We start from the raw sequence: 26155 nt of genomic DNA, 5'->3' as shown, positions 1-26155 counted from the left end.
AATAAAAAAACCTCACAGTTTAAATAGCTGTGAGGTTTTTTAGTAATCTCTAAAAATTATTTTTCACTAGGTACTACAACTAGTTCATTTACATCTTTATCATAATCTACACCAGGAACTTTAAAACCAAATAGGCTAAAAAACTCATCACTATAGCCTTTTAAATCTCCTAGTTCAGATAAGTTTTCTGTTGTTGCTTTTTTCCAAAGTTCAGCAATTTCTTCCTGAACATCTTCTCGCATTTCCCAGTCATCAATTCTAATTCTTCCTTTATCATCTAAATCTAAATCGCCACCAAATAAACGTTCTGAATATAAACGTTGAATTTGCTCAATACAACCTTCGTGTATTCCTTTGGCTTTCATGATTTTATACAACAAAGAAATGTACAATGGAATTACTGGAATTGCAGAACTTGCTTGTGTAACCAATGCTTTGTTTACAGAAACATATGCTTTTCCACCAATTGATTTTAGTTCGTCTGTAATTTCAAAAGCAGTTGCTTCTAGATGATCTTTTGCCGCACCAATTGTACCATTTCTATACACAGGTTTTGTAACTTCTGGGCCAATGTAAGAATAGGCTACTGTTGTTGCTCCTTCAGAAAGTAAATTTTCTGCTTTTAAAGCATCTATCCACATTTTCCAATCTTCACCTCCCATTACAGTTACTGTATTTTTAATATCATCTCCTTCAGCAGGATTTATAGATATTTCCGATACTTTTCCTGTATGAAAATCTACCGTTTTATTTGTAAAAACTTCTCCTATTGGTTTTAAAACCGACTTAAATCTTTCTCCTGTATTTGGATGTGTTCTAACTGGCGAAGCCAAACTATAAATAACCAAATCTATCTGACCTAAATCTTCTTTTATTAAGTCTACAACTTGTTGTTTAATCTCGTTAGAAAACGCATCTCCATTTATACTTTTTGCATATAAACCTGCTGCATGAGCTTCTTTTTCGAAAGCTGCAGTATTATAATAACCTGGTGAAGCTGGTCTTCCTTCAGTTGCTGGTTTGTCAAAAAAGACACCAATTGTTGCTGCGTCAGATCCAAAAGCACTTGTAATTCTTGATGCTAAACCAAAACCTGTTGAAGAACCTAATACTAAAACTTTTTTAGCGCCTTCAATTTTTCCTTTAGATTTTACATATTCTATTTGATTTTTTACGTTTTGTTCACAACCTGTTGGATGTGAAGTTAAACAGATAAAGCCTCTTGTTCTTGGTTCTATAATCATTGTTGTTTATTTTTAGTTTGATAAAAAAGAATTTACATTCTCTTCAATTCTATTTAATACATTTTCTGTAGAAGCTTTTACAAAAGTTTCTCCAGTAATTTGTTCGAATAATTCTATATATCTATTTGAAATTTCTGTGATTTTGGCATCAGACATTTCTGGTATTTGCTGATTATCTTGTCCCTGGAACCCGTTTTCAATTAACCATTGTCTTACAAACTCTTTAGACAATTGTTTTTGAGATTCGCCTTTATTTTGTCTTTCTTGATATCCTTCAGCATAAAAATATCTTGAAGAATCTGGCGTATGAATTTCATCAATTAAAACAATTTTACCGTCTTTTGTTTTTCCGAATTCATATTTAGTATCTACCAAAATAAGTCCTCTTTTTGCAGCAATTTCTGTTCCTCTTTTGAATAATTTACGCGTATAATCTTCTAAAATTAGATAATCTTCTTCAGAAACAATTCCTTTTGCTAAAATATCTTCTCTTGAAATATCTTCATCATGTTCTCCATTATCTGCTTTTGTAGATGGTGTAATTATAGGATTTGGAAATTTATCATTCTCCTTTAAACCTTCTGCCATTTCAACGCCACACAAAACTCTTTTACCTAATTTGTATTCACGAGCTGCATGACCAGACATATAACCTCTAATAACCATTTCTACTTTAAAAGGCTCACATAAATGACCAACTGCTACGTTTTCATCTGGGTTTGCAATTAACCAATTAGGCACAACATCTGCTGTGTCATTCATCATTTTAGTTGCAATCTGATTCAATATTTGACCTTTAAAAGGAATTTGACGTGGCAAAATTACATCGAAAGCAGACAATCTATCTGTTGCAATCATTACTAGAAGCTCGTCATTAATATTGTAAATTTCTCTTACTTTACCTTTGTAAACAGAATTTTGGTTCGGAAACTTAAAATTCGTTTCGTTAATTGTATTCATTATAATTGTTGTGTTGTTTGTTGTTGCAAAAATAGTGATTTAAAAAGTTATTTTTTCTTCTTTTTTAAACGTTTTATTTGCTTTAAATTATCTGTAATTGGTGTTGCTGTTATTTCTGTTTCACCAGGAATAAAATAGAAGAAATAAGCAGAATTTTGTCCTATTTTACGTACATCTAATCTTTCATTATCTTTAAAAACTAATGTGTAATTAGGAACAATTTCTTCTGACTTAATTTTTTGCTTTGTACCAATTCCCATTCCTGTTCTCATTGAAATAAACAATAAGAAAAAGATAAACATCATTCCTGGAAGTTGATTTTTCCTCTTACTTAACGCGTCATATTTTTTATCCCATTTTTCTATGTTATATACTTTTTGATACCATTTTTTAACTCTTAAATATGCATAAAACTTAAACATCCATTTTGTAAAGTATAAATGCATCAACCAAAACATTAAAGCAAGAAATAGAGAGATTTTCCAGTTATTAGTTAATAAACTTATTGGAGAAATTAAGGCATCTAAAATTGTGGTGTAATTCAAATAAGAAACTCCAAAAATTCCATAGAAAATTGCATCACTTATAATTCCTAAAATAATTAAATATAAATAACCGATATAAAAATAATCTTGTAGACCTAATTTACTCTCTTCTATTTTTATCATTCTGTTTCTATACTTTTATATGCTGATATAATTTTTTTAACGAGTTTGTGTCTAACCACATCTTTATCATCTAGATAAACTTGTGCAATTCCGTCAATATCTTTTAAAGCTAATAAAGATTCTTTTAAGCCAGAAACTTGCTTTCTAGGTAAATCTATTTGCCCTGGATCTCCAGTAATAATAAACTTTGCACTTTTTCCCATTCTGGTTAAAAACATTTTCATTTGATTGTGCGTTGTGTTTTGTGCTTCATCTAAAATTACAAACGCATTGTCTAAAGTTCTACCACGCATAAATGCCAAAGGTGCAATTTGAATTACGCCTTTTTCTAAATGAGATTCTAAACGTTCATGCGGAATCATATCTCTTAATGCATCATATAAAGGTTGCATATAAGGGTCTAATTTTTCTTTTAAATCACCAGGAAGAAACCCTAAATTTTCTCCAGATTCTACTGCTGGTCTTGTTAAAATAATTCTTCTAACTTCTTTTTCCTTTAATGCTTTTACAGCCAAAGCAACTGCTGTATATGTTTTACCTGTTCCTGCAGGTCCTACTGCAAAAAGCATGTCATTTTTTGCCATTAAAGTAACCATTTTACGTTGGTTTTCTGTTTGCGGTTTTATCAACCTTCCACTAACACCATGCACTAAAACGTCTTTTGCTTTTTTAGAAGCTGCATTTTTTTCATCATTTCCAGAAGAAGTTAAAATACGTTCTATACTATTTTCGTCTAACTTATTATATCTGTTGTAGTACTTTATTAATCTCTCGATTCTAATTTCAAATTCATCTAAAAGATCAGATTCTCCATAAATCTTCATTTTAGAGCCTCTTGCTACAATTTTAATTTTAGGAAAGTATCTTTTAAGCTGTTCTATTGTACTGTTTTGTGCTCCAAAAAATTCACCAGGATTAATTTCTGTTAGTTCTATAATGCGTTCGTTCAAATGTTTATTTTTATATGTTTGACACTAATTATATTTCAACTAAAAATAGCGAATAAAATCTCTAAATTGATTAGATTTGCGTAAAATAGTTAACAACTTTTACACAACTAATTAACAGCAAAAATTCTTATGGCATTTATAACGCTTACTACAGATTTTGGAACCAAAGATCATTTTGTGGGTGCTGTTAAAGGAGCTATTTATTCTGAATTGGAAGATGCTAAAATTGTAGATATTACTCATGAAATATCTCCATTTAACATTACAGAAACTGCGTATATTTTAAAAAATTCTTACAAAAGCTTTCCTAAAGGAACCATACATATAATTGGTGTAGATTCAGAATTAAGTGATGAAAATAAACATATAGCATTAGAATTAGATGGTCATTTTTTTGTGTGTCCAGACAATGGTTTAATCTCTATGATTGCTTCAGAAATTAAACCAACAAAAATTGTTGAAATTAATATTCATGATAGAATAGAAAGTAGTTTTCCTGTATTAGATGTTTTTGTACAAGTTGCCTGCTTTATTGCTAGAGGCGGAAATTTAACTGTTATTGGAAAAGAAATTAATGAGTTTAAAAAGATTATTGAGATTCAACCAAAAGCAAATCAGGCAGAAACTCAAATAGTAGGTGGTATTATATACATAGATAATTATGGAAACGTAATTACCAACATCAGTAAAAAAATGTTTAATGACATTGGCAAAGGAAGAAATTTTAAAATTACAGCTAAAAAGCATTCTTTTACTAAAATCTTCTCAAAATATAATGAAGTTGCAACTAATAGCGCTTACAGTAATCAACAGTATGAGGGTCATAAATTAGCCATTTTTAATTCTGCCGAATATTTAGAAATTGCTATTTACAGAAGTAATTTAGACACTGTTGGTGGTGCTTCTTCTTTATTAGGCTTGGCCTATAGAGATACAGTAGTTATTGATTTTGTTAATCAACCAGAACAAGAATTTACCATTTTAAATTAAACAATGTTTGTACGAATTGTAAAGATGAGTTTTCATCAAGAACATATTAAGGCTTTTCAAGAAATTTTTGAAGAAAAAAAAGAATTTATAAGAAATTCTGATGGTTGTAAATTACTAGAGCTTTATCAAGATAAAAATAATCCTGAAATATTTTTCACCTATTCTTATTGGGAAAAAGAAGAAAATTTAGAAAACTACAGAAATTCTGAACTCTTTAAAACAGTTTGGGCAAAAACAAAAATATTATTTAACGACAAACCGGCTGCATGGAGTGTAGATAAAAAAGTTTCATTAGCTTAAATATAAATAAATTGAGTTTCTACCAACAATAAAACAAATTAAACAAATAACTTAAATATTGATTTTTTATAAATAATTATGACATACAATTTTACCCCTTTTCCAGTTTTAGAAACAGAAAGACTAACTTTAAGAGCATTAACATTAGAAGATGCAAAACCTTTATTTGCCTTAAGATCTAACAAATCTATTAACAAATTTATAGAAAGAAAGGTACCAAGAAACTTATCTGAAATAAGAGCTTTTATCGAAAAAATTGCTATCTCAATAGAGAATAACAAACGCGTATTTTGGGTTTTAGAATCTAAAAACAGTAATGAACTTTTAGGGTCTATTAGTTTGAGTTACTTCGATTTTGAAGATAATTATGCAGAAATTGGTTATGAAATTCATCCAGATTATCAAGATAGAGGTTATATGACAGAAGCCTTAAATGAAGTTGTAAAATTTGGTTTCGACAATTTAGAGTTAAAAACTATAGAGGCTTTCACGCACCAAAATAATAATGCTTCTATTGCGTTATTAGAAAAAAACAATTTTGTTTCTTTTCCAGAAAGAAGAGATGAAGGTTTTGAAAACAACAGAAGTTGGATGATAGAGAAAAATTAAGAGCAGAAATTCAAGGAAAAAAGCGAATATATATCGTTCGAAAACTTAAATTTAAAAATAAACACAAATTTGATAGCCATATTAAAAAAAGAATTCAACTCATTTTTCTCAAGCCCAATTGCTTATTTAGTAATTGGTGTTTTCTTGTTGATTAATGGTTTATTTCTTTGGATTTTTAAAGACGATTTTAATATTTTAAATGCAGGTTTTGCAGATATCAATCCGTTTTTCTTTTTAGCTCCTTGGGTTTTTCTATTCTTAATTCCTGCAATTACTATGAAGAGTTTTGCTGATGAGTTTAACAACGGAACCATAGAACTTTTAAAAACAAAACCAATTTCTGATTGGCAAATTGTCTTAGGGAAATTTTGGGCTTCACTCCTACTAGTTGTTGTTGCTTTAGTTCCCACTTTAACTTATGTTTTTACGGTTAATGAATTAGGAAACCCAGTTGGAAATCTAGATTTCGGGAGTACAATTGGCTCTTATATTGGTCTATTGTTTTTAGCATCAACATATACAGCAATTGGTTTATTTACTTCTACTCTATCTAAAAATCAGATAGTTGCCTTTATTTTAGGTGTTTTTATCACTTTTATATTATTTTATGGTTTCGATTCGATTTCTAATTCATTTGGAAACGATTCTATCACCATAAAAAAAATAGGAATTAACGAACATTTTAAAAGCATTTCACGTGGTGTTATTGATACAAGAGATGTAATTTATTTTTTAAGTGTTACTTTTTTCTTTTTATTCATTACTAAAACACGTTTAGAAAATGAATAAAAACACAAAATATATAATTTATTTAATTCTTGGTTTAATAGTTTTAAACGTTATAAATCAATCTTTTTATAAACGTTTCGATTTAACTGCCGACAAACGTTACACACTTTCTAAAACTACAAATACAATTATTTCTAATGTTGATAAAATTCTCTTTATAAATGTATATTTAGAAGGCGATTTTCCATCAGAATTTAAACGATTACAAGTAGAAACCAAACAATATTTAGAAGAGTTAGCAGCAGAAAATTCTAACATAAAAATACATTTCGAAAATCCCGATAACCAAAGAGAAAACTTGGTTAAAAAAGGAATGTTACCAAGTCAATTAACAGTAGAAGAAGAAGGAAAACTTTCTGAAGCCATAATATTTCCATGGGCAGAAATTAACTACGGAGATAAAATAGAAATTGTTTCATTACTGCCAAATGCAATTGTGGCCTCGCAAGATGAGCAATTGCAGAAAGCAATTGAAAATCTTGAGTATAGTTTTTCGAATGCAATTAATTCCATCACTCAAAAAAAACAAAAAAGTATTGCCGTAATTACTGGAAATGGCGAACTACCAGACATTTATCAATATAGTTTTTTAAATGAAGTTGCTAAAAAATATCGTTTGGCAAAGTTCACTTTAGATTCTGTTGCTACAAATCCGCAGCAAACTTTAAAAGATTTAGCATCAATAGATTTGGCAATTATAGCCAAACCAACTCAATTATTTTCTTCGGAAGAAAAGTTTGTTTTAGACCAGTTTATTGCAAATGGCGGAAAAACACTTTGGATGATAGATAATGTACAAGCAGACCAAGATAGTTTGTTTAACGGAGGAAAAATGTTAGCATATCCAAGAGATTTAGGGTTAACAGATTTGTTATTTTCATACGGAATTAGAATCAACACAACATTAGTTAAAGATTTATATGCAGCAAAAATACCTGTTGCAACTGGCCAAGTTGGTAACCAAACACAGTTTCAAAATTTAGAATGGTTTTACCATCCTTTGGTTGGAGGAAATCCAAATCATCCAATCACAAAAAATGTTTCTCCTGTAAGATTACAGTTTGCAAATCAGATTGATACTTTAAAAAATAACATTAAAAAAACACCTTTATTAGTTAGCTCTTTATTAACTCAAAAAGTAGGAACGCCAACTTTTATAGAATTACAATCTATTGCTGATGAAGTTTTAGAAACTGATTATAAAAGCGGAAATCAATTATTTGCAGTGTTGTTAGAAGGTAATTTTAATTCAGCTTATAAAAATCGAGTAAAACCTTTTGAAACATCTCTTTTTAAAGAAAATGCAATTAATAATAAAATGATTGTAATTGCTGATGGTGATGTTGGGAAAAATCAGATTTTAAAAGAACAACCTTTTGATTTATCTAGAGATAAATGGACAAACGAACAATTTGGGAATAAAGATTTCTTACTAAATTCAGTTGATTATTTATTAGATGATGTTGGTTTGATGAATTTAAGAAACAAGTCACTACAAATAAGAATGTTAGACAAACAAAAAGCCTTTAAAGAAAGAACTTATTGGCAATTCTTAAATGTTGTTTTACCGCTAATTTTATTATTTATTTTTGGGTTTGTTTTTAATTATTTAAGAAAAAGAAAATATAGTTAGTAGTAAACTAAATCTTCATTAAATTATCATGAATAAACTCATAGTCTAAAACGTTTTGTAACTTTTTAGAACTAATAATTTTCCATTCGTATGTGTCATTTTCTTCAAAAACTGGTACTTCTAAACCTTTGCTCATTCTAGCATTTACATAAAACTCTTCCCTTGTAGGATGATGATTAGAACACGCATTAAATGTTTCATTCCAGCAATTCTTAGCAATAATTGTATGCATAATTTCAATACAATCTTCTCTATGAATCATATTTACAAAACCTTTTGGTTGCGGAATTTTCTTTCCGTTTTTAAACCAGTTAGCTGGATGCCTTTCTCCACCAAACAAACCAGCAAAACGAATAATTGTTGTTTCGAAAAAAGTGTTTTCTCTAAATAAATTTTCAATTTCTACCAACGGATTATTTTCTACAACAATATCTTCTTCCGTCATTTTTTTATTAATTCTAGGATATACTGAAGTAGAACTAATAAAAATCACTTTTTGCACAGAAGAATTCTGTATTTGAGAAATCAAGTTTTCAAAACCATCTAGATCTTTAGATGTGATTGCAATAATTAAAATATCAGTATTTAAAAAATCGTCAAACTCTTCAAATTCAGAGATATTTACTAAATAAGTTTCAATTCCTTCAGCTTCTAAAATTGCTATTTTTTCTTCCGAAGTTGTAGAACCCTTAACAGATAACCCATCTTCTAACAATGAAATTGCTAGTGGTTTTCCTAGCCAACCACAACCTAAAATACTTACTCTATTCATTATTTAACAACTTGCATTATCACAACAATTATCATCTTTTACTAATTTACAAGAAACTACTGCCAACAAAGCTCCTAATACTGGCGCAATCATATACAACCACAATCCTTGTATATTTCCAGAAACAATATTTGGCGCTAAAGAACGCGCAGGATTCATAGAAGCATTTGTAATTGGCCCAGCAAACATTGCTTCTAACAAAACCACAGAACCAATTGCAATTCCAGCAATAATTCCTATTTCTTTGCTTCCTGTAGAAACGTTTATAATGACTACCATTAAGAAAAAAGTTAATAACAATTCTAACACAAATGCTCGCCAAACATCTACAGTTGGTATAGTTGCTCCTAAATTTTCACTTGCAGGAAACAGAAACCATAGTATTAAACTCGCAGCAAAAGCTCCTAAAATTTGAGCAATTATATATTTTGGTACTTCTTTCCAAGAAAACTTTTTAGCATACGCAAAAGCGATTGATACTGCAGGATTAAAATGCGCTCCAGAAGTTTCGCCAAAAGCGTAAATCATTGCCATAACAATTAAACCCCAAGTAATTGCAATCCCAACATGGGTAACTTCTCCACCAGTAACTTCGTTAACAGTCATTGCTCCTGTTCCACAGAAAATCATTGAGAAAGTTCCAATAAATTCAGAAATATATCTTTTCATACTTATAAATAAGTACAAATATACATTGCTTTATTTTAAGGTTTTGTTAACATTTACTGTTTTTTGAAGTCGTAATTTTGATATAACTATTAACTAATTATAATAACGAATCATGAAAAAAATTTCAATTAAATTTTTAAGTACGCTAACTGTTTTTACGTTAGTTTTCTTTACAAGTTGTCAGAATAAAGAAACAAATGAAGAAACTGTAAAAGAAGTGAAAGAGGAAATTAAAAAAGCTCCAGCTGCAAGAATTGCTTCTCCTGCTCCAAGTCCTTTTTCTACATTAGAGCAAAAAGTTGGTTTAACAGATGTTACAATTGAGTATTCTAGACCAAATATGAGAGGTCGTACTATTTTTGGCGATTTAGTTCCTTATGGAAAAACTTGGAGAACTGGTGCAAATGCCAATACAAAAGTTACTTTTAGTACAGATGTTACTGTAAATGGTACAAATGTTGAAAAAGGATCGTATGCTTTATATACAGTTCCAAACCAAAAATCTTGGGACATTATGTTATATAGTGATGCTAATAATTCTGGATTACCAAAAGAATGGGATGATGCAAAAGTTGTTGCAAAAGTTTCTGCTGAAGTAGTAAAAATGCCAATGAATATTGAAACTTTTACAATTACATTAGACGATTTAACAAACAATTCTGGAGTTATTGGACTTCTTTGGGAAGATGTTTATGTTGGTTTGCCAATTACAGTAGATACAGATAAAGCTGTTATGGCTTCTATTGATGAAGTGATGAAAGGTTCGCCAAACGCAAATGCTTACTATACAGCTGCAGTATATTTTAAAACTGAAAATAAAGATATAGACAAAGCGTTAATTTGGGTAGATAAAGCGATTGAAATGACTAAAGAAGATCCTAAATTTTGGATGTTAAGACAACAATCTTTAATTCATGCAAAAGCTGGTAAAACCGAAACTGCAATTGCTGCAGCTAAAAAATCTTTAGAATTAGCTAAAAAAGCTGGTAATGACGATTATGTAAAAATGAATGCAGATTCTTTAAAAGAATGGGGAGCAAAGTAAATTGATTTCTCTTTTAAAATATTAAAAAAAACTCAAGTGTAAGCTTGAGTTTTTTTTTGACAACAAATGTTTTCAGTATTGATTATCTCCTCAAAAAAATATAACTTAGCTAACTATGAATATAAAAAATTAAAACGTTACATAATTCGTGTTAACGTTGGCAGTAATTAAAAACTGAAAAATAAAATGAATAAAACACTCTTTTTAATCCAAGTAATACTTTTTTTAAGTTGTAATAACCAAAATAAAAACAAAGTACCAAAGGAAATAATATCAAAACATAAAATTCAAAAAACTGAGACTTCTAAAGTTACAACTAAATTTAAAATAGTTTTTGATTCTAAACAAGTTTCAAACTATAAAGTAAAGAAATCTGAAACTGAATTTATAAAAATAATGTTTAAAAAAATTTCTGAATATAGTTACAGTGAATTACAAAATCTAACAAAGTACAGGCGACTTACCTTGTCAATTATAGTTCCTTCAGACATTTCAAAATCAAGTTTGGAAAACACAATGAAATCCATTGTATATGATACAACAAAGCAGAACGAAGATATTGATGAAATTATTATTTTTGCTTACGACAACAAGAATGATATTGATAATGGTTTTACATTTGGAAAATTATTGTGGACTCAGAAAGGAGAACAAGGTAATATAACACCTTATATCGTTTGGGAAAACATTCGAGACAATTATGATTTTAACATATCAATTAAAAATAAAGTAGGAAACATTAACAAAACTAATCTACCTACTAAAAGAGAATTAGAAATTTATAGTGAAATCGTAAATGAAAATGGTCAGTACAATGGAAAAAGTGAGGAACAAATTAGAAAAATTATAATGAAAAAATACAAAATTAACTCGAATAATGAATACGACAGTATTTATTTAAAAGTAGGAGTTTATAAAATATTCTAAATAACTACTGCCAACACAGTAAAGAATTAATTGCTTACTTTTTGCTTACTTACGAAAATCCTTGCGGATTTTCTTTGTTAGTAATTAAACCACGCAACTAACCATACAAAAAACACGTTAGCGAATATTCTTAATTAATACTCCAAACCAATAATCTCTCTAACATCATCCAAGGTTTTCATTAAGTTTTTAGAGAAATCGAAAGTCATAATATTGCTTTCTTTTTTACCATCTCTTAGAAGCTGATTAAAATGTTCTATTTCGAAATTATAACCATTGGTTTTATTTTCAAACTGAATAGTTTCTTCTTTTTCTTCGGAAATAATAGTTACAGAACTTGGTGCGTGAAATTGTCTGTTAATAATTAGTTTTCCTTTTTCGCAAGTAAAAATTGCTTCTGTTTTTGTTTCTTCTAACAACGTACTTTTTAGAATTGCCTTTGAGTTTTCATATTGAAAAACCATAGAGCAACTCGAATCTGCTCCATTCTCGAAAAAAGTGGCATTTGCTTTTATATTTTTTGGGTTTCCTAAAGTTGATAAAGCTGCAAAAATTGGATAAATGCCAATATCTAACAAACTTCCTCCACCAACTTCTTTCTTAAAAACTCTGCTCTCTTCATTGTAGGTTGGATGGAAACCAAAATCGGCTTGTAATTCAATCACTTTACCTAATTTTTCTTGTTGCAAAAATTCTAAAGCAAATTTATAGTGTGGCAAAAAATAAGTCCACAAAGCTTCCATTAACAAAGTATTATTTTCTTTGGCTATTGCAATCATTTCAGCAACTTCCTTTGAGTTCATTACAAATGGTTTCTCACATAAAACTGCTTTTTTATTTTGCAAACAAAGTACAGCATGTTCTTTATGAAAACTATGTGGAGTTGCAATGTAAATAGCTTCCACTTCTGGGTCTTTTGCTAAATCTTTATAAGAATTATAGGCTTTTTTTGCATTGTATTTCTTTGCAAATTCGTTTGCATTATCCATGTTTCGAGAAGCAACTGCAACTAATTCTGCATCTTTAATTGTTCCTAAATCTTCTGCAAATTTATTGGCTATTTTTCCTAAACCAATGATTCCCCATTTAATCTTTTTCATTTTATTTTTTTTTTAAACTTCACTCAATTTTAATTTTGGCTTTTTTGGTAAAAACGATTGAATTACAATCGCAATTCCCATTACCAACGCACAACCCAATAAGTTCAACCATAAATAAGGCAACCAATCTAAAAAATACACTGCAATAATAATTGCTTGTGTAATTAAAGCCGCAATAAAAACAGCATTTCCTTTTACAAATTTTATAAAAAATGCGAGTAAGAAAATTCCCAGTACATTTCCATAAAAAATAGAACCAATAATATTTACAAGCTGAATTAAATTATCAAACAAATTGGCAATACAAGCCACAGAAATGGCAATAATTCCCCAAGCTAAAGTGAACCATTTAGACGCTTTTACAAAATGCTCATCGCTCTTTTCTCCTTTTACATTTCGCTTGTATAAATCCATTGCAGTTGTGCTCGCCAACGCATTTAATTCAGATGCTGTTGAAGACATTGCTGCAGACAAAATTACCGCTAACAAAAGTCCTATTAATCCTCTTGGCAAATTGTTTAAAATAAAATGAATAAACACATAATCTTTATCATTTGACTCTATTTTATCAAGCGTATTTTCTTCGTCAATTTTATCGATAATTACTTTCGATTTTGCTTTTAAAGCCAAATCTCTTGTATTTAAATCTAAAATTTGTTGTTTTTCTTCTGGCTGAAAACCATCAGCAAAAATTATTTTTTTAGCGTTTTCAATTTTAATATGTTCGTCTTGTAATTGCTGATATTCATTCGCGTATTTAGATTTTATAACTTCTTCATTTGCGCCAGGATTAAAATTTAAAGGCGAAGGATTAAATTGATAAAACACAAAAACCATTACACCAATCAGTAAAATAAAGAATTGCATTGGCACTTTTAAAAGTCCGTTAAAAATTAAACCCAACTGACTTTCACGAACAGATTTCCCTGACAAATAACGCTGCACCTGACTTTGATCTGTCCCAAAATAAGACAACATTAAAAAGGTTCCACCTAAAATCCCTGTCCAAACTGTGTAACGATTACTCAAATCGAAAGAAAAATCTAACACTTCCATTTTTCCACTTGCACCAGCAATTTTTAATGCTTTTGTAAATGTAATATCAGCAGGAAGTTGACTCATAATCATATAAAAAGCGATTACCATTCCACAAAAAATGATAATCATTTGTTGTTTCTGCGTAACATTTACTGCTTTTGTTCCTCCAGAAACTGTGTAAATAATCACCAAAAAACCGATGATAATATTCAACGTTAATAAATCCCAACCAAGAACTGCGCTTAAAATAATTGCAGGCGCAAAAATGGTAATTCCTGCTGCCAAACCACGCTGAATTAAAAACAAAATCGCTGCCAAACTTCTTGTTTTTAAATCGAATCTTCCTTCTAAAAATTCGTAGGCTGTGTAAACCTTCAATTTGTGATAAATAGGTATAAAAACCACGCAAATTATAATCATGGCAATTGGCAAACCGAAATAAAATTGCACAAATCCCATTCCACTATGAAACGCTTGTCCTGGCGTCGATAAAAACGTGATTGCACTCGCTTGTGTTGCCATAACCGACAATCCTATCGTCCACCATTTGGAGTCACTTCCACCTTTTATATAGTCAGTTACGTTCTTGCTTTTTCGTGTCACATACGTTCCGTAAGCAACTATAAACAAGAGCGTTATTGATAACACAATCCAATCTACTGTGGCTAATTTGCTTTCTATTTCCATAACTAAACTGTAAAATAATTAGTAATTAAATAAAACGCAATCAAATACACCAAATTTGCCACTAAAACCAGTGTGTACACTTTTTTCCAAACGTATTTTTGTTCTTTCATTTTGTATTATTTTTTTGAAGCTATTTCCTGCTTTCGCTACTCGCTTTTTTTATTTTTTTCAAACAAAAAAATAAAAAAGAGCTCAAACAGACCGCTCAATCAGGGCTAAACTTGTTTGCCAGCATTCTGCTTTTTCGAATAACAGATTGCTTCGTACCTCGCAATGACGCTTATTTATAGTTGTTCCTTAACAAGTCGAATCCCGTACTTTAAACTCGAAATATTAAACCTTGAACTTATTTCCCTACAGACAACATATTCGCAAACAATTTATACGCACCAGAAACTCCAGCAGGTAATTCTCTAAAGAAACTTAAACCTGTATAGATGTAATTTCCTTTCCCGTATTTTGCTATTAATAAACTTCCGTTTTTTGGGGTTTCTCCTTTATCATTCATCGATAAAATTGATGTATAATTTGCATCCCAAGAACTTGGAAAATACAAACCTCTTTCTTGTACCCAACCTTTAAAATCTTTTGGCGTAATTTTATTAGGAAAGTTCAATAAAGAATTGCTTTTATCTAAAATTCTAATTTCAGCAAATTCGTCTGTAACTCTGTCTCTGGATAATTGTAATGGAAATGGAGGAGCCACATCTACTCCTCTGTTTGTATTGTATTGCACAATCATATTTCCGCCATTTTTTACATATGCTAACAAAAATTTCTGCTTGAATTTCAATTCTTTTACCACATTGTAAGCTCTAATTCCCAATACAATGGCGTCGTATTTTTGTAAATTTTCAGCATTAATTTCTAACGGATTAATTTCTTCTACAGTATACCCAATTTGACGTAAATTATCTGGCACAGTATCTCCTGCTCCTTTTATATATCCAATATTATTGCCAACTTTTTCAATATTTAAGCGAACAATTTTTGCTTCAGAATTTAATAAAACAGATTGTTTAGGAATGTGATTGTAATTAATTTCCACTAATTCTTTATTGTATTCTTTTCCATCAGAAGTTACAATTACTTTAAGCTTTCCTTCAGATTGATTTTTTGGAGGAAAAACTAAAAATTCAACTTTATGAACATCCCCTTTCTCTTTAATTCTAAAAATTTTAGTTCGAGTAGAAGTTTTCCAACCATTAGGAACTTCAATTTTAACATTTCCTACAACATTTTTTTCTCCAGCTAGAATTTCAACAAATATTCTCTCTGGTTTTTCTGAAGAAAAAATAATCACTTTATCTTTTAGTTTTGTAATTACTTTTGGCAGAATTTCAAAAGGCTCATAAATTTCTCCTTTGTCTCTTTCAGCATATCTTCTTACCACCTGTTTTGTAATGGAAACAGGCACGTTTTCCATCATTAAATTAAACGTAATTTTTGTTGGTCTTGGTGTTTCTGGTTTCCCAATTAATAACTGATTTTTTACAGTGTACATTCCTAAAGAAGCATTTTCTCTTAACCAATAAGGATCTGAATATGTATTCGTTTTTAATTGAATCGTTTCTTTAAAATTTGACTTTTTATTACTTTCTAATTCAATATTTTTAGCAATCTTTTTTCCGTCAATCGTAGAATAAATAGAAGTTAATTCAATTGGAAAATTACTTCTATTTAAGGCTTCAAAATTAATTTCTATTGAAGAATTTGGAGTTCCTGAAGAACTCACTGCAGAAGCTTCTAAATACAAACCTGCACAAGCTTCAATAATTTCTAACAGCTGCTTTTCTTTAATTTTTCTCCAATGATTGTCTTTTAATTTCAGAATTTTCTGATACGCTTCTAACAACATTGGTAAATGTTTAGACGGATTTACAAAATCGAATTTTTCTTCAACTTCATATAAAATATCGCCAATTTCGCCACCATTTTCTAAACGATTCCAAGTGGTGTTTATTCCAGAAAAAATATCGTTTTTATCTTTTGGTTTATCGCCTTTTAAAAACTCTGCATATTCTGTTTGTTCTCCTCTTGTTGTTAATCTTCCAAAACCTTGGCACAAATGCTGACTACTTGCCATCGAAGCTAATTCGTTGTTAGATAAACCTTTTAACGGATAATACACACCAATATCGAACTTTGTAAAATCTTTTGCAATTTCTTTAAATTTCTCTTTATCTCTGTAAAACCATGAAGAAGTATTCTGAAATAATCTCTTTGGTTGCCAAGTTTCAGTATATTTTAATTGCTCTGGAAATTGTCTTTTATCACCAACTTTATCAAAAGCTTCTACACTTAAAATTGCAGAACTTGTATGATGTCCATGAGTTGTTCCTGGAGTTCTGTGATCAAACCTGTTGATAACTACATCTGGCTTAAATGTTCGAATTGCCCAAACAACATCGCTTAAAACTTCATTTTTATTCCAAATTTCTAAAGTTTCATCTGGATGTTTAGAATATCCAAAATCATTCGCTCTTGTAAATAATTGTTCACCTCCATCAACTCTTCTTGCTGCTAATAATTCTTGCGTTCTAATTACGCCTAACAATTCTCTAATTTCGGGACCAATTAAATTCTGACCTCCATCTCCTCTTGTTAAAGACAAATAACCAGTTCTTGCTTTTACATTGTTAGCTAAATAAGCAATTAAACGTGTATTTTCATCATCTGGATGTGCAGCAATGTATAAAGCAGTTCCTAAAAAGTTTAGTTTTTGAACTTTCTCGTAAATCTGATTTGAAGTTAATTTAGCTGGCTTTTGTGCAAATATTGTAGTAGAAATCAGCAAAAAAACTGATAATATTGGTAGAATTCTCTTCATTTTAACGGTTTAGTAAGCAAACAAATGTACTTTTTTTATCAACCAAAATAAGCGAATTAACATAATTATAACGTTTGTAAAATCATCAACAAAATTGCTCATAACCTGTTGATAAATTAATTTTCAGAATAACATATTAAGGTTATATTTGTAATACTAATTAAGATAAGAAAATCAATGAAATTTATTGTATCGAGTTCGCAATTACTAAAACAATTACAGGTTTTAGGTGGCGTTATAAATAGTAATAATACATTACCAATTTTAGACAACTTTTTGTTTGAATTGTCTGAAAATCAACTAAAAGTTTCTGCATCAGATTTAGAAACTACAATGAGTTCTGTTGTAGATGTAGAAAGTGATAGCGAAGGTTCTATTGCTGTTTCTGCACGTTTATTGTTAGATACTTTAAAGACGTTTCCAGACCAACCTTTAACATTTAAAACGGAAGGAGACAATACAATTGAAATTAGCTCTGACCAAGGAAAATACGATATGGCATATTTTGGTGGTGATGAATTCCCAAAAGCGGTTTCTTTACCATCTCCAAGCCAAACAGTTGTTCCTGCACATATTTTAGGAACTGCAATTTCGAAAACTATTTTTGCTGCTGGAAACGACGATTTACGTCCAGTTATGAGTGGAGTTTTCTTTCAGTTTAGCTCTCAAAGTTTAACGTTTGTGGCTACTGATGCTCATAAATTAGTGAAATATTCCAGAACAGATGTTACTGCAGATCAAACTGCAGAATTTATTATGCCAAAGAAACCTTTAAATTTATTAAAAGGAATTTTAGGTGGTTCTGATAGCGATGTAACTATTGAATATAATGACGCAAATGCAAAATTCACTTTTGACAATGTGGTTTTAGTTTGTCGTTTAATTGATGGGAAATATCCAAATTACGAAGCAGTTATTCCAAAGGAAAATCCGAATAAATTAACTGTTGATAGAGCTTCTTTCTTAAATTCTGTAAGACGTGTTTCTATTTTCTCAAGCAAAACAACACACCAAATTCGTTTAAAAATGGCAGGTACAGAACTAAATATTTCTGCGGAAGATTTAGATTTTGCAAACAAAGCAGATGAGCGTTTAAGTTGCGATTATCAAGGTGATGATATGCAAATTGGTTTCAACTCTCGTTTTTTAAGCGAAATGTTAAATAATTTAAGTTCAAACGAAGTTTTAATTGAAATGTCGCTACCAAACAGAGCAGGAATTTTAACTCCAATTGATGGAACAGACGAAGGTGAAAAAATTACAATGTTAGTTATGCCAGTAATGTTGAATAACTAACAACGAATTCACTTATAAATATTTAAAAACCACAATCAAATGATTGTGGTTTTTTGTTTACATTTACTTTTATGAACTTCCTCGCCCATTTATACCTATCACAAAACGATACCAATATTATGATTGGCAATTTTATTGCAGATCATATTAGAGGAAATAATTACACAAATTTTTCAAAAGAAATTCAACAAGGAATATTCTTGCACAGAGAAATAGACACGTTTACAGATGCACATGAAATTGTAAGAAAAAGTAAACGTAGATTGCACGCACGTTACAGGCATTATGATGGTGTAATTATCGATATTTTTTACGATTATTTTTTAGCTAAAAATTGGGCAGATTATTCTGCAATTCCATTGAATGTATATACTGATGCAATCAATAAATTATTTTTAGAAAAATCTGCTGAATTACCTTTAAAATCTCAAAATTTCATCAAATATATGATTGAATATAACATTCTATACAATTATCAATTTGAAGAAGGAATTGAAAAGGTTTTAAACGGAATGAATAACAGAACCAAAGGAAAATCTCAAATGAATTTAGCCATTGAAGATTTACGAGAATTAGAATCAGAATTACAAGAAGATTTTACGCTCTTTTTTAAAGATTTAATTAATTTTTCTAATCAGAAATTCAAAAAATTAACTGTCATTTCGAACGAAACGTAGTGGAGTTGAGAAATCTTATTTATTAAGTTATTCTCTTAAGATTTCTCCATAAAGTCGAAATGACAATTGGAATTAAAAACCATCAAAAAATGAAAACAAAAAACATCTTTATAACATTCCTATTCCTTTCTTTATTAATAATTTCGTGTAAAACATCAGAAAAGAAAGAGAAAATTATCGGTAAAATAACAGAAAAAGCAATGGTTGTTTCTGCAAGAATGGAAGCATCTAAAATTGGTTCAGATATTTTACAAAAAGGTGGAAATGCCTATGACGCAATGGTTGCAACACATTTAGCTTTGGCTGTTGTATATCCTGTTGCAGGAAATATTGGTGGTGGTGGTTTTATGATTTACAGAAATAATGATGGCACAAAAGGCGCTTTAGACTTTAGAGAAAAAGCACCAATTACTGCCCATAAAGACATGTATTTAGATTCACTAGGAAACGTAATTGAAAATAAAAGTGTTTTAGGCGCACATGCAGTTGGCATTCCAGGTTCTGTTGCTGGATTGTTTGAGGTTCACGAAAAATTCGGAAGTTTACCTTTTAAAGATTTAATTCAGCCTGCAATTAATTTAGCAAGAAACGGAATAACAATTACCAAAAACCAACAAAGCGATTTAGAAAATGCGAAAGAGAGATTCAATAAAGTCAACAATTATAAAAGTGTTTTTAATGAAGATTGGCAAGAAGGAGACGTTTTAAAACAAGAAGAATTAGCACAAACTTTAGAGCGCATTCGAGATTTTGGTAAAGACGGATTCTACAAAGGCAAAACCGCAGATTTATTGGTAAACTACGTTACAGAATTAGGTGGAATTATCACCCACGAAGATTTAGAAAAATACCAAGCAATTTGGCGCAAACCAATTTCTTTCAACTATAAAAATTACACAATAAACACCATGACTTTACCTTCAAGTGGAGGCATTTGTTTGGCACAAATTTTAAAATCTATAGAACCATTTGATGTTTCAAAACTAGAACATAACTCTACAAAATACGTTCAATTATTAACAGAAGCAGAAAGAAGATCTTATGCAGATAGAGCCAATTATTTGGGCGATATCGATTTTGTAAAAGTCCCAATTGATAGTTTAACAGACCAAAATTACATCAACAAAAGAATGAGTTCTTTTTCTTGGGACAAAGCAACACCTTCATCAGAAATTTCTCACGGAAAAATTTTAGGTTACGAAAGCGATGAAACCACGCATTATTCCATTGTAGATCAATTTGGAAACGCAGTTTCTGTGACCACAACTCTAAATACTGGTTATGGTTCTAAAGTAGTTGTAAAAGGAGCAGGTTTCATTTTAAACAACGAAATGGACGATTTTTCCAGCAAACCTGGTGTGCCAAATGTGTATGGTTTGGTCGGTTCTAAAGCCAATGCAATTGCTCCAGAAAAACGAATGTTAAGTTCTATGACGCCTACTATTGTTGAGCAAAATGGAAAATTGAAAATGGTTTTAGGAACTCCTGGAGGCTCCACAATTATCACTTCTGTGTTGCAAAACATCCTAAATGTTACCGAATTTAATATGGGAATGCAAGAATCTGTAGACAAACCGAGGTTTCATCACCAATGGTTGCCAGACGTTATTCGAATGGAACCAAATGGATTTAACGCGCAAACGAAAAGCAAACTCGAAACTTTGGGGTATGAAATTTTGGAGAAAAATTCTTTAATTATTGGTAGAGTCGATGCTATTTTGGTTTTACCAAACGGAAAATTAGAAGCTGGCGCAGACAAACGTGGAGACGATTCTGCAGTTGGATTTTAGAAAATTATTCGGTTTATTTTTTTGGGCGTTCGAGCGGGCTTTTCGCTACAATCTTTTAACTTAAAAAAGGCAAAAGGATTTCCACTTCAATCCCTAACGCGCTCACTCAAAACAAAACTCAAACGGAAATTAAGACTAATAAATTTTCTTAACTTTGAATATAAAATTTTAAACTTGTGAAAACAAACGTACAACCATTCCACCTTGCAATTCCTGTCCAAGATTTAGAAAAATGTAGAACTTTTTACAGAGACATTTTAAACTGCGAAGAAGGTCGTTCAACAGAAGATTGGGTAGATTTTAATTTCTTCGGACATCAATTGGTAATTCACGTAAAAGAAGACTTTAAACCGCAAAGAATTTCAAATTCGGTTGACGGACATAATGTTCCTGTTCCGCATTTTGGCGTTGTTTTAACCTGGGAAGATTGGAATTCTTTAGCAGACAGATTAAAAGAAGCTAACACAAAATTCGAAATAGAACCTTGCATTCGCTTCAAAGGAAAAGTGGGTGAACAAGCGACTATGTTTTTCATGGATCCAGAAAATAATGCGTTAGAATTTAAAGCCTTTAAAGATATTGGGCAATTGTTTGCTAAGTAATGAAATTATCAGAAACTCATATTGCCAAAAAATTAGAGAAACCTATTCGTTTTCAAGAATATGGTGTTGGAATTTTTAAAACAATTCCAACAAAATCTGCCATTAAAAAAGCCATCAAAAAAGAACTTGTTTTTATTGATGGAGTTTTAGCAACCACTTCTAAATTTATTTCTGGAGGAGAAAAAATAGAATTGTTCGAATCAGAGAAATCTTCCAGTTTCGAAAGACTAAAATTAGATATTGAAGTTTTATTTGAAGACGATTTTTTAGCAATTATTTACAAACCTGCAGGAATATTAGTTAGTGGAAATAAGTTTGTAACCATTGCAAACGGATTGGCGCAAAACTTACAAAAAAGCAATCAGCAAGATGCTGTAAAACCACAACCAATTCACAGATTAGATTACCCAACAAGCGGATTATTATTAATAGGAAAAACAAGTTCATCAATTCTCGAATTAGGAATTTTGTTTAAAAATAAAGAAATTAGTAAAACCTATTTTGCAATTACAATTGGCAAAATGAATTCTGGAGGAATTATAAACTCTCCAATTGACGAAAAAGAATCAATTACAAAATACACTGTTTTACAAACCGTAAAATCGGAACGTTTTGAGTTTTTAAACTTGGTAAAATTAAACCCAAAAACAGGAAGAAAACATCAATTAAGAAAACATTTATTATCTATTGTAAACCCTATTTTGGGAGATAAAGAACATTATTTAGAAGGAAAAGTTTTAAATGGAAAAGGGTTGTATTTACATGCTTCAACATTAGAATTTGTGCACCCTTTCACAAAAAAGAAAATTTTAATTTCTAAAGAATTGCCAAAGAAGTTTACAAAGATTTTTCCACATGTCATTCCTGCGTAGGCAGGAATCCATACAGAGTAACCAAAACAGCAATCAGTTTTTAATACTTCATTAATTTTTAATCTATTTAAAGCTTTCTTGTTGGATATAGTTTAGATTCCTGCCTACGCAGGAATGACAAACTCACTAAACTTTAACATCATCAATAATTTTCGAAAATCGATTCATCAACTCATAAATTTCTTCTTCGTTATAAGTAGCAAAACCCATTCTTATGGAATTGTGCCCAAAATTTGAAGCGTCATAACGTTGCCATTCTCCTATTTCTAATTTGTGTTTTTGAGTGATTTCAGCAATCGTTTTCCAAGAATACTTTTTGTTTAAAGTAACCCAAACTGCCATTCCTCCTTTTGGAATTTCAAAAGTGAAAACATCTTTGAATTTATCGTCTAAAAGCCTGCAAAACAAATCTCTTCTCGTTTTATAAACCTTCATTACTTTTTTAATATGTCTGTCTAGATCGCCATTTTTTATAAACTCTTCAAACGTTAATTCTAACAATGCATCTCCTTGTCTGTCAATAAACCTACGTTGATTTGAAGCTTCATTTACAAACTCTTTTGACGCAATTAAATAACCAACTCTAAAAACTGGTGCTACTGTTTTACAAACAGAACCAATATAAATTACGTTTCCATTTGCATCGTGACTTGCCAAAGGTAAAATTGGCGAATGATTATAATTAAAATCGTAATCGTAATCATCTTCAATAATTGCAAAACTGTATTTTTTTGCTAAATTCAATAAGTGAATTCTTCTTTCTGCCGACAAAGTTACAGTTGTTGGGTGATGATGATGAGAAGTAACATAAACAGCTTTTATGGATTTCTTTTTACAAATTTCTTCAATTTCTTGAATATTTAAACCATTTTCATCCACAGAAACTCTTGCTAAATTTGCTTCACTTTGTAAAAATGTGGAGTCAGCTGATGAATAATTTGTTTCACCAATTACAATGAAGTCATCCTTTTTCAACAATAATTTAGAAGACAAATATATTCCCATTTGACTTCCTCTGGTTATTAAAATATTTTCATAAGAAACAGATAAACCTCGTGTTTTATTCAAGTAGTTTGCCAATGTTTTACGCAACTTTTCATTTCCGAATAAAGAACCATAAGACATTTCTTTATAAATGTGTTTTCTGCTACAAATTCTTCTGTAAATTCTTGCAATGTCTTCTGTTGGTGTTAATCTTGCATCAGAAATCCCATCATTCAAATACATAAAACCATCCTTCATTTTAGGAGATTTTCTTGCCAATTCTTCATTTTTATAAAAACTAAAACCAGTTGTATTTGTTTCTTTTCCCTGATTATCAAACTTAAAATCTTGTACATTTAATTCTGGTAAATTGGCATTTACAAAAGTTCCTTTTTTGGCTATACTTTCTACCCAACCTTGTAATAATAACTCTTCATAGCAAGCTACCACAGTTTTTCTGTGTACATTTAAATTTTCAGCTAAAGCTCTGCTACTTGGTAATTTTGTTTCCGGTAATAATTTTCTGCTTTTAATCAGCTCTATAAATGTGTTTGATAATTGCAAATACAATGCTTGTTTGCTTTTTCTTTCTATTTTTAAAATCGTTTTATTTGGAAACATAATCTGGACTATTATTTATTTTAATTCTGGACGATTATAACAGTCCATAAATATATTATTTTTGAACTAACAAACAACAGAGTTATGATAAAAAAAGATTTACAACCAAAAGAATACAACGAATATTTCTCAAGGTATATTCATAAAGTTTCAAACGAAACCGCATTAATTTCTGGGTTTGAAGAAGATAAAAAAATGGTTATTGATTTCTTTACATCAATCCCAAAAGAGAAATTAGAATATCGTTATCAGCCTGAAAAATGGACAATTAAAGAAATGCTACAACATATTGTAGATACTGAACGCATTTTTATGTATCGTTTATTGCGAATTGCAAGAAAAGATACAACTGCTTTGGCTGGTTATGAGCAAGATGACTATGTTGATCCTTCTGAAGCAAACCAAAAATCTTTGGAAGAATTAATACACGAGTTTACAATAACACGCTTGTATTCCATCAATTTAATAAATAGTATTTCTGATGAAAATTTAAAGAATTTAGGAAAAGCAAGTGGTTCAACAATTTCTGCAAGAGCTTGTGCTTTTATCCTTTTAGGACACAGTATTTGGCATATAGAAGTTATTAAAGAAAGATATTTACAATGTTAGAAATTAGACCAAATTGCGAACACTGCAACAAAAATTTACCAAACACATCAACAGAAGCAATGATTTGTTCTTTCGAATGCACGTATTGTAAAACCTGTGCTTTAGAAGTTTTCGAAAATGTTTGCCCAACTTGTACAGGCAATTTTGTGGAACGTCCAATTCGTCCATCAAAATATAAAGGGAAATATCCAGCTTCTAAAAAGAGCGTTTTTAAACCAAAAGATTTAGAAGAAGCGAAAAAAAAGAGCAATCGATTCAAAGAAATTCATCCTTCAGAAAGATAAATTATGATAGAAATTAGAAAAGCAAAAGTATCTGATGCTACTCATATTTCTTTATTAGGACGAATTACCTATACAGAATCGCATGGAGATTATATCGAAGAAAAAGAAGACTTATTGAAATTTTACGATACTAATTATTCAGTTTCTAAAATAAGAGAAGAATTAAATGATGCAGAAAATATCTTTTGGATTGTTATCAAAGATGAATTACCAATAGGTTTTGCAAAACTTTCTTTGAATGAAAATTTTTCTAAACTTGATAAAAGTAAATCTTGTAAACTGCAAAGATTATATATTTTGAATGATTTTATCGGTCATAAAATTGGTTCTCAACTTCAAGAAATCATCTTAAAAACTGCTATCGATTTGAAATTTGAAAGCATTTGGCTAACAGCCTATTATAAAAACACAAAAGGAATTAAATTTTATCAAAAATATGGTTTTCAACAAGTTGGAAGCATCGATTTTTTTGTGGGAAAAACAAATTATGAAAATTTAATATTTAGTAAAAAATTATAGTGATGAGTGAATACGAAAAATCGAAATTAAACCGCGTAAAAAGAGGCGCAAATAGAGCCACTTACGATGTTGAAAAAATAAACACCATTTTAGATGCTGGTTTTTTATGCTATGTTGGTTATATCTATGAGGGAAAACCGATTACAATTCCTATGGCTTACGCCAGAAGAGAAGATAAAATTTACATTCATGGTTCTACCGCAAATAGAATGTTATTATCAATATTAGAGAGTGAAGAAACCTCAATAACAGTAATGCATTTAGACGGATTGGTTTTAGCACGTTCTGGTTTACACCACTCTGTAAATTACAGATCTGCAACACTTTTTGGAAGCTTAAAAAAGGTTGAAAGTGATGACGAAAAAACAGAAATTTTAAAATGGATTGTCAATCAAATGGTGCCAAATCATTGGGATTCTTTAAGACCAATGTATAAGAAAGAATTAGACAGAACTTTAGTTGTGGAGTTTACTATTGAAACTGCTTCTGCAAAAGTTAGAGATGTTGGTGTTGCTGATGAACCAGAAGATTATGAGTTACCAATTTGGGCAGGAATTGTACCAATAAAACAAGTTGCAGAATATCCTATTGCAGATAAAGGTGAGCCAGAAAAAATGGAAATTCCGAAACACATTTTAGATTATTACGAGCAAAACAAATAAATTCCTTTAAAATGTAATAAATTAGCTT

The 26155-nt window shown here is 30.2% G+C and carries 26 protein-coding genes; 16 read left to right on the top strand and 10 right to left on the bottom strand.

Going from position 1 to position 26155, the window contains the following annotated elements:
- Window positions 1-56: 56 nt before the first annotated feature.
- Genes fabV through H9W90_RS02585 form a run of 4 tightly spaced genes read right to left on the bottom strand, consistent with a single transcriptional unit; the run spans window position 57 to window position 3822 of the window.
- Entirely contained in the window at window positions 57-1244 is a 1188-nt protein-coding gene (gene fabV / locus H9W90_RS02600) for an enoyl-ACP reductase FabV (protein ID WP_187482915.1), read from the bottom strand.
- A gap of 12 nt (window positions 1245-1256) precedes the next feature.
- Window positions 1257-2204, bottom strand: a complete 948-nt coding sequence (locus tag H9W90_RS02595) for a phosphoribosylaminoimidazolesuccinocarboxamide synthase (protein WP_187482914.1) — start codon at window positions 2202-2204, stop codon at window positions 1257-1259.
- Window positions 2205-2251: 47 nt separating this feature from the next.
- A complete protein-coding gene (locus H9W90_RS02590) occupies window positions 2252-2872 on the bottom strand; it encodes a hypothetical protein (protein WP_187482913.1) in 621 nt (206 codons plus the stop codon).
- Window positions 2869-3822: a PhoH family protein gene (locus H9W90_RS02585; protein WP_187482912.1), complete on the bottom strand. Its 954-nt coding sequence runs from the start codon at window positions 3820-3822 to the stop codon at window positions 2869-2871. Before H9W90_RS02585 ends, H9W90_RS02590 begins: the two co-directional genes overlap by 4 nt.
- A gap of 129 nt (window positions 3823-3951) precedes the next feature.
- Here H9W90_RS02585 and H9W90_RS02580 point away from each other — a divergent pair, with 129 nt between their 5' ends.
- From H9W90_RS02580 to gldG, 5 genes are all read left to right on the top strand, one after another.
- Entirely contained in the window at window positions 3952-4812 is an 861-nt protein-coding gene (locus H9W90_RS02580; protein WP_187482911.1) for an SAM hydrolase/SAM-dependent halogenase family protein, read from the top strand.
- A gap of 3 nt (window positions 4813-4815) precedes the next feature.
- The gene (locus tag H9W90_RS02575) at window positions 4816-5112 is read left to right on the top strand and encodes a putative quinol monooxygenase (protein ID WP_187482910.1); all 297 of its coding nucleotides are present in this window, start codon (window positions 4816-4818) and stop codon (window positions 5110-5112) included.
- A gap of 78 nt (window positions 5113-5190) precedes the next feature.
- Window positions 5191-5721, top strand: coding sequence for a GNAT family N-acetyltransferase (locus tag H9W90_RS02570; protein ID WP_187482909.1), 531 nt, complete (start codon window positions 5191-5193; stop codon window positions 5719-5721).
- 69 nt (window positions 5722-5790) lie between these two features.
- Window positions 5791-6510 (top strand): gliding motility-associated ABC transporter permease subunit GldF, encoded by a 720-nt coding sequence (gldF, locus tag H9W90_RS02565; RefSeq protein ID WP_187482908.1) that lies wholly within the window; start codon window positions 5791-5793, stop codon window positions 6508-6510.
- Entirely contained in the window at window positions 6503-8143 is a 1641-nt protein-coding gene (gldG, locus tag H9W90_RS02560; RefSeq protein ID WP_187482907.1) for a gliding motility-associated ABC transporter substrate-binding protein GldG, read from the top strand. Before gldF ends, gldG begins: the two co-directional genes overlap by 8 nt.
- A 7-nt stretch (window positions 8144-8150) precedes the next feature.
- Here the strand turns inward: gldG and H9W90_RS02555 are convergent, their stop codons facing one another.
- Together H9W90_RS02555 and H9W90_RS02550 are read right to left on the bottom strand one after the other, a co-directional pair.
- Entirely contained in the window at window positions 8151-8915 is a 765-nt protein-coding gene (locus H9W90_RS02555) for an NAD(P)-binding domain-containing protein (protein ID WP_187482906.1), read from the bottom strand.
- A 3-nt stretch (window positions 8916-8918) separates the two neighbouring features.
- On the bottom strand, window positions 8919-9584 hold the full coding sequence (locus H9W90_RS02550) for an MIP/aquaporin family protein (protein ID WP_187482905.1): 666 nt from the start codon (window positions 9582-9584) through the stop codon (window positions 8919-8921).
- 112 nt (window positions 9585-9696) lie between these two features.
- Between H9W90_RS02550 and H9W90_RS02545 the strand changes: the two genes are divergently transcribed.
- The gene (locus H9W90_RS02545) at window positions 9697-10629 is read left to right on the top strand and encodes a DUF2911 domain-containing protein (protein ID WP_187482904.1); all 933 of its coding nucleotides are present in this window, start codon (window positions 9697-9699) and stop codon (window positions 10627-10629) included.
- Window positions 10630-10815: 186 nt separating this feature from the next.
- Window positions 10816-11556 carry a hypothetical protein gene (locus tag H9W90_RS02540; protein WP_187482903.1) on the top strand — a complete coding sequence of 247 codons (741 nt, stop codon included), beginning with the start codon at window positions 10816-10818 and terminating at the stop codon, window positions 11554-11556.
- Between the two features lie 134 nt (window positions 11557-11690).
- Here H9W90_RS02540 and H9W90_RS02535 read toward each other — a convergent pair whose 3' ends face one another.
- From H9W90_RS02535 to H9W90_RS02525, 3 genes are all read right to left on the bottom strand, one after another.
- Complete coding sequence (locus H9W90_RS02535) at window positions 11691-12656, bottom strand: Gfo/Idh/MocA family protein (RefSeq protein ID WP_187482902.1); 966 nt, start codon at window positions 12654-12656, stop codon at window positions 11691-11693.
- A 12-nt stretch (window positions 12657-12668) separates the two neighbouring features.
- Window positions 12669-14381 carry a sodium:solute symporter family protein gene (locus H9W90_RS02530; RefSeq protein WP_187482901.1) on the bottom strand — a complete coding sequence of 571 codons (1713 nt, stop codon included), beginning with the start codon at window positions 14379-14381 and terminating at the stop codon, window positions 12669-12671.
- Window positions 14382-14727: 346 nt separating this feature from the next.
- Window positions 14728-17211 carry a PIG-L family deacetylase gene (locus tag H9W90_RS02525; protein WP_187482900.1) on the bottom strand — a complete coding sequence of 828 codons (2484 nt, stop codon included), beginning with the start codon at window positions 17209-17211 and terminating at the stop codon, window positions 14728-14730.
- Window positions 17212-17388: 177 nt separating this feature from the next.
- Between H9W90_RS02525 and dnaN the strand changes: the two genes are divergently transcribed.
- The 5 genes from dnaN (at window position 17389) to H9W90_RS02500 (ending at window position 22448) form a co-directional block, all read left to right on the top strand.
- Entirely contained in the window at window positions 17389-18507 is a 1119-nt protein-coding gene (gene dnaN, locus H9W90_RS02520) for a DNA polymerase III subunit beta (RefSeq protein ID WP_088354210.1), read from the top strand.
- A 119-nt stretch (window positions 18508-18626) separates the two neighbouring features.
- Window positions 18627-19184, top strand: coding sequence for an acyl carrier protein phosphodiesterase (locus H9W90_RS02515; RefSeq protein WP_187482899.1), 558 nt, complete (start codon window positions 18627-18629; stop codon window positions 19182-19184).
- Window positions 19185-19273: 89 nt separating this feature from the next.
- A complete protein-coding gene (ggt, locus tag H9W90_RS02510) occupies window positions 19274-20974 on the top strand; it encodes a gamma-glutamyltransferase (protein WP_187482898.1) in 1701 nt (566 codons plus the stop codon).
- Between the two features lie 176 nt (window positions 20975-21150).
- Window positions 21151-21576, top strand: coding sequence for a VOC family protein (locus H9W90_RS02505; RefSeq protein WP_187482897.1), 426 nt, complete (start codon window positions 21151-21153; stop codon window positions 21574-21576).
- The gene (locus H9W90_RS02500) at window positions 21576-22448 is read left to right on the top strand and encodes an RluA family pseudouridine synthase (RefSeq protein WP_187482896.1); all 873 of its coding nucleotides are present in this window, start codon (window positions 21576-21578) and stop codon (window positions 22446-22448) included. Before H9W90_RS02505 ends, H9W90_RS02500 begins: the two co-directional genes overlap by 1 nt.
- A gap of 126 nt (window positions 22449-22574) precedes the next feature.
- On the opposite strand, the gene pdxR is transcribed toward H9W90_RS02500, so the two are convergent.
- Entirely contained in the window at window positions 22575-24053 is a 1479-nt protein-coding gene (gene pdxR, locus H9W90_RS02495; RefSeq protein WP_187482895.1) for a MocR-like pyridoxine biosynthesis transcription factor PdxR, read from the bottom strand.
- 84 nt (window positions 24054-24137) lie between these two features.
- Between pdxR and H9W90_RS02490 the strand changes: the two genes are divergently transcribed.
- Genes H9W90_RS02490 through H9W90_RS02475 form a run of 4 tightly spaced genes read left to right on the top strand, consistent with a single transcriptional unit; the run spans window position 24138 to window position 26127 of the window.
- Window positions 24138-24662 (top strand): DinB family protein, encoded by a 525-nt coding sequence (locus tag H9W90_RS02490; protein ID WP_187482894.1) that lies wholly within the window; start codon window positions 24138-24140, stop codon window positions 24660-24662.
- A complete protein-coding gene (locus H9W90_RS02485) occupies window positions 24656-24946 on the top strand; it encodes a DUF1272 domain-containing protein (protein ID WP_187482893.1) in 291 nt (96 codons plus the stop codon). Before H9W90_RS02490 ends, H9W90_RS02485 begins: the two co-directional genes overlap by 7 nt.
- 3 nt (window positions 24947-24949) lie before the next feature.
- Window positions 24950-25465 (top strand): GNAT family N-acetyltransferase, encoded by a 516-nt coding sequence (locus H9W90_RS02480; RefSeq protein ID WP_187482892.1) that lies wholly within the window; start codon window positions 24950-24952, stop codon window positions 25463-25465.
- A gap of 2 nt (window positions 25466-25467) precedes the next feature.
- On the top strand, window positions 25468-26127 hold the full coding sequence (locus H9W90_RS02475; RefSeq protein WP_187482891.1) for a pyridoxamine 5'-phosphate oxidase family protein: 660 nt from the start codon (window positions 25468-25470) through the stop codon (window positions 26125-26127).
- Window positions 26128-26155: the final 28 nt, after the last annotated feature.

It is taken from the genome of Polaribacter pectinis, assembly GCF_014352875.1.
GTDB classification, from domain to species: domain Bacteria; phylum Bacteroidota; class Bacteroidia; order Flavobacteriales; family Flavobacteriaceae; genus Polaribacter; species Polaribacter pectinis.
Note: the sequence above shows the minus strand (reverse complement) of the source record. Positions and strands in the feature narration are given on the sequence as shown.

What these genes read in the sequence shown, in the direction of transcription:
- fabV (WP_187482915.1), bottom strand. Translation starts at nt 1,244, where the DNA reads ATGATTATAGAACCAAGAACAAGAGGCTTTATCTGTTTAACTTCACAT.
- H9W90_RS02595 (WP_187482914.1), bottom strand. Translation starts at nt 2,204, where the DNA reads ATGAATACAATTAACGAAACGAATTTTAAGTTTCCGAACCAAAATTCT.
- H9W90_RS02590 (WP_187482913.1), bottom strand. Translation starts at nt 2,872, where the DNA reads ATGATAAAAATAGAAGAGAGTAAATTAGGTCTACAAGATTATTTTTAT.
- H9W90_RS02580 (WP_187482911.1), top strand. Translation starts at nt 3,952, where the DNA reads ATGGCATTTATAACGCTTACTACAGATTTTGGAACCAAAGATCATTTT.
- H9W90_RS02575 (WP_187482910.1), top strand. Translation starts at nt 4,816, where the DNA reads ATGTTTGTACGAATTGTAAAGATGAGTTTTCATCAAGAACATATTAAG.
- H9W90_RS02570 (WP_187482909.1), top strand. Translation starts at nt 5,191, where the DNA reads ATGACATACAATTTTACCCCTTTTCCAGTTTTAGAAACAGAAAGACTA.
- gldG (WP_187482907.1), top strand. Translation starts at nt 6,503, where the DNA reads ATGAATAAAAACACAAAATATATAATTTATTTAATTCTTGGTTTAATA.
- H9W90_RS02555 (WP_187482906.1), bottom strand. Translation starts at nt 8,915, where the DNA reads ATGAATAGAGTAAGTATTTTAGGTTGTGGTTGGCTAGGAAAACCACTA.
- H9W90_RS02550 (WP_187482905.1), bottom strand. Translation starts at nt 9,584, where the DNA reads ATGAAAAGATATATTTCTGAATTTATTGGAACTTTCTCAATGATTTTC.
- H9W90_RS02545 (WP_187482904.1), top strand. Translation starts at nt 9,697, where the DNA reads ATGAAAAAAATTTCAATTAAATTTTTAAGTACGCTAACTGTTTTTACG.
- H9W90_RS02540 (WP_187482903.1), top strand. Translation starts at nt 10,816, where the DNA reads ATGAATAAAACACTCTTTTTAATCCAAGTAATACTTTTTTTAAGTTGT.
- H9W90_RS02535 (WP_187482902.1), bottom strand. Translation starts at nt 12,656, where the DNA reads ATGAAAAAGATTAAATGGGGAATCATTGGTTTAGGAAAAATAGCCAAT.
- H9W90_RS02530 (WP_187482901.1), bottom strand. Translation starts at nt 14,381, where the DNA reads ATGGAAATAGAAAGCAAATTAGCCACAGTAGATTGGATTGTGTTATCA.
- H9W90_RS02525 (WP_187482900.1), bottom strand. Translation starts at nt 17,211, where the DNA reads ATGAAGAGAATTCTACCAATATTATCAGTTTTTTTGCTGATTTCTACT.
- dnaN (WP_088354210.1), top strand. Translation starts at nt 17,389, where the DNA reads ATGAAATTTATTGTATCGAGTTCGCAATTACTAAAACAATTACAGGTT.
- H9W90_RS02515 (WP_187482899.1), top strand. Translation starts at nt 18,627, where the DNA reads ATGATTGGCAATTTTATTGCAGATCATATTAGAGGAAATAATTACACA.
- ggt (WP_187482898.1), top strand. Translation starts at nt 19,274, where the DNA reads ATGAAAACAAAAAACATCTTTATAACATTCCTATTCCTTTCTTTATTA.
- H9W90_RS02500 (WP_187482896.1), top strand. Translation starts at nt 21,576, where the DNA reads ATGAAATTATCAGAAACTCATATTGCCAAAAAATTAGAGAAACCTATT.
- pdxR (WP_187482895.1), bottom strand. Translation starts at nt 24,053, where the DNA reads ATGTTTCCAAATAAAACGATTTTAAAAATAGAAAGAAAAAGCAAACAA.
- H9W90_RS02490 (WP_187482894.1), top strand. Translation starts at nt 24,138, where the DNA reads ATGATAAAAAAAGATTTACAACCAAAAGAATACAACGAATATTTCTCA.
- H9W90_RS02485 (WP_187482893.1), top strand. Translation starts at nt 24,656, where the DNA reads ATGTTAGAAATTAGACCAAATTGCGAACACTGCAACAAAAATTTACCA.
- H9W90_RS02480 (WP_187482892.1), top strand. Translation starts at nt 24,950, where the DNA reads ATGATAGAAATTAGAAAAGCAAAAGTATCTGATGCTACTCATATTTCT.
- H9W90_RS02475 (WP_187482891.1), top strand. Translation starts at nt 25,468, where the DNA reads ATGAGTGAATACGAAAAATCGAAATTAAACCGCGTAAAAAGAGGCGCA.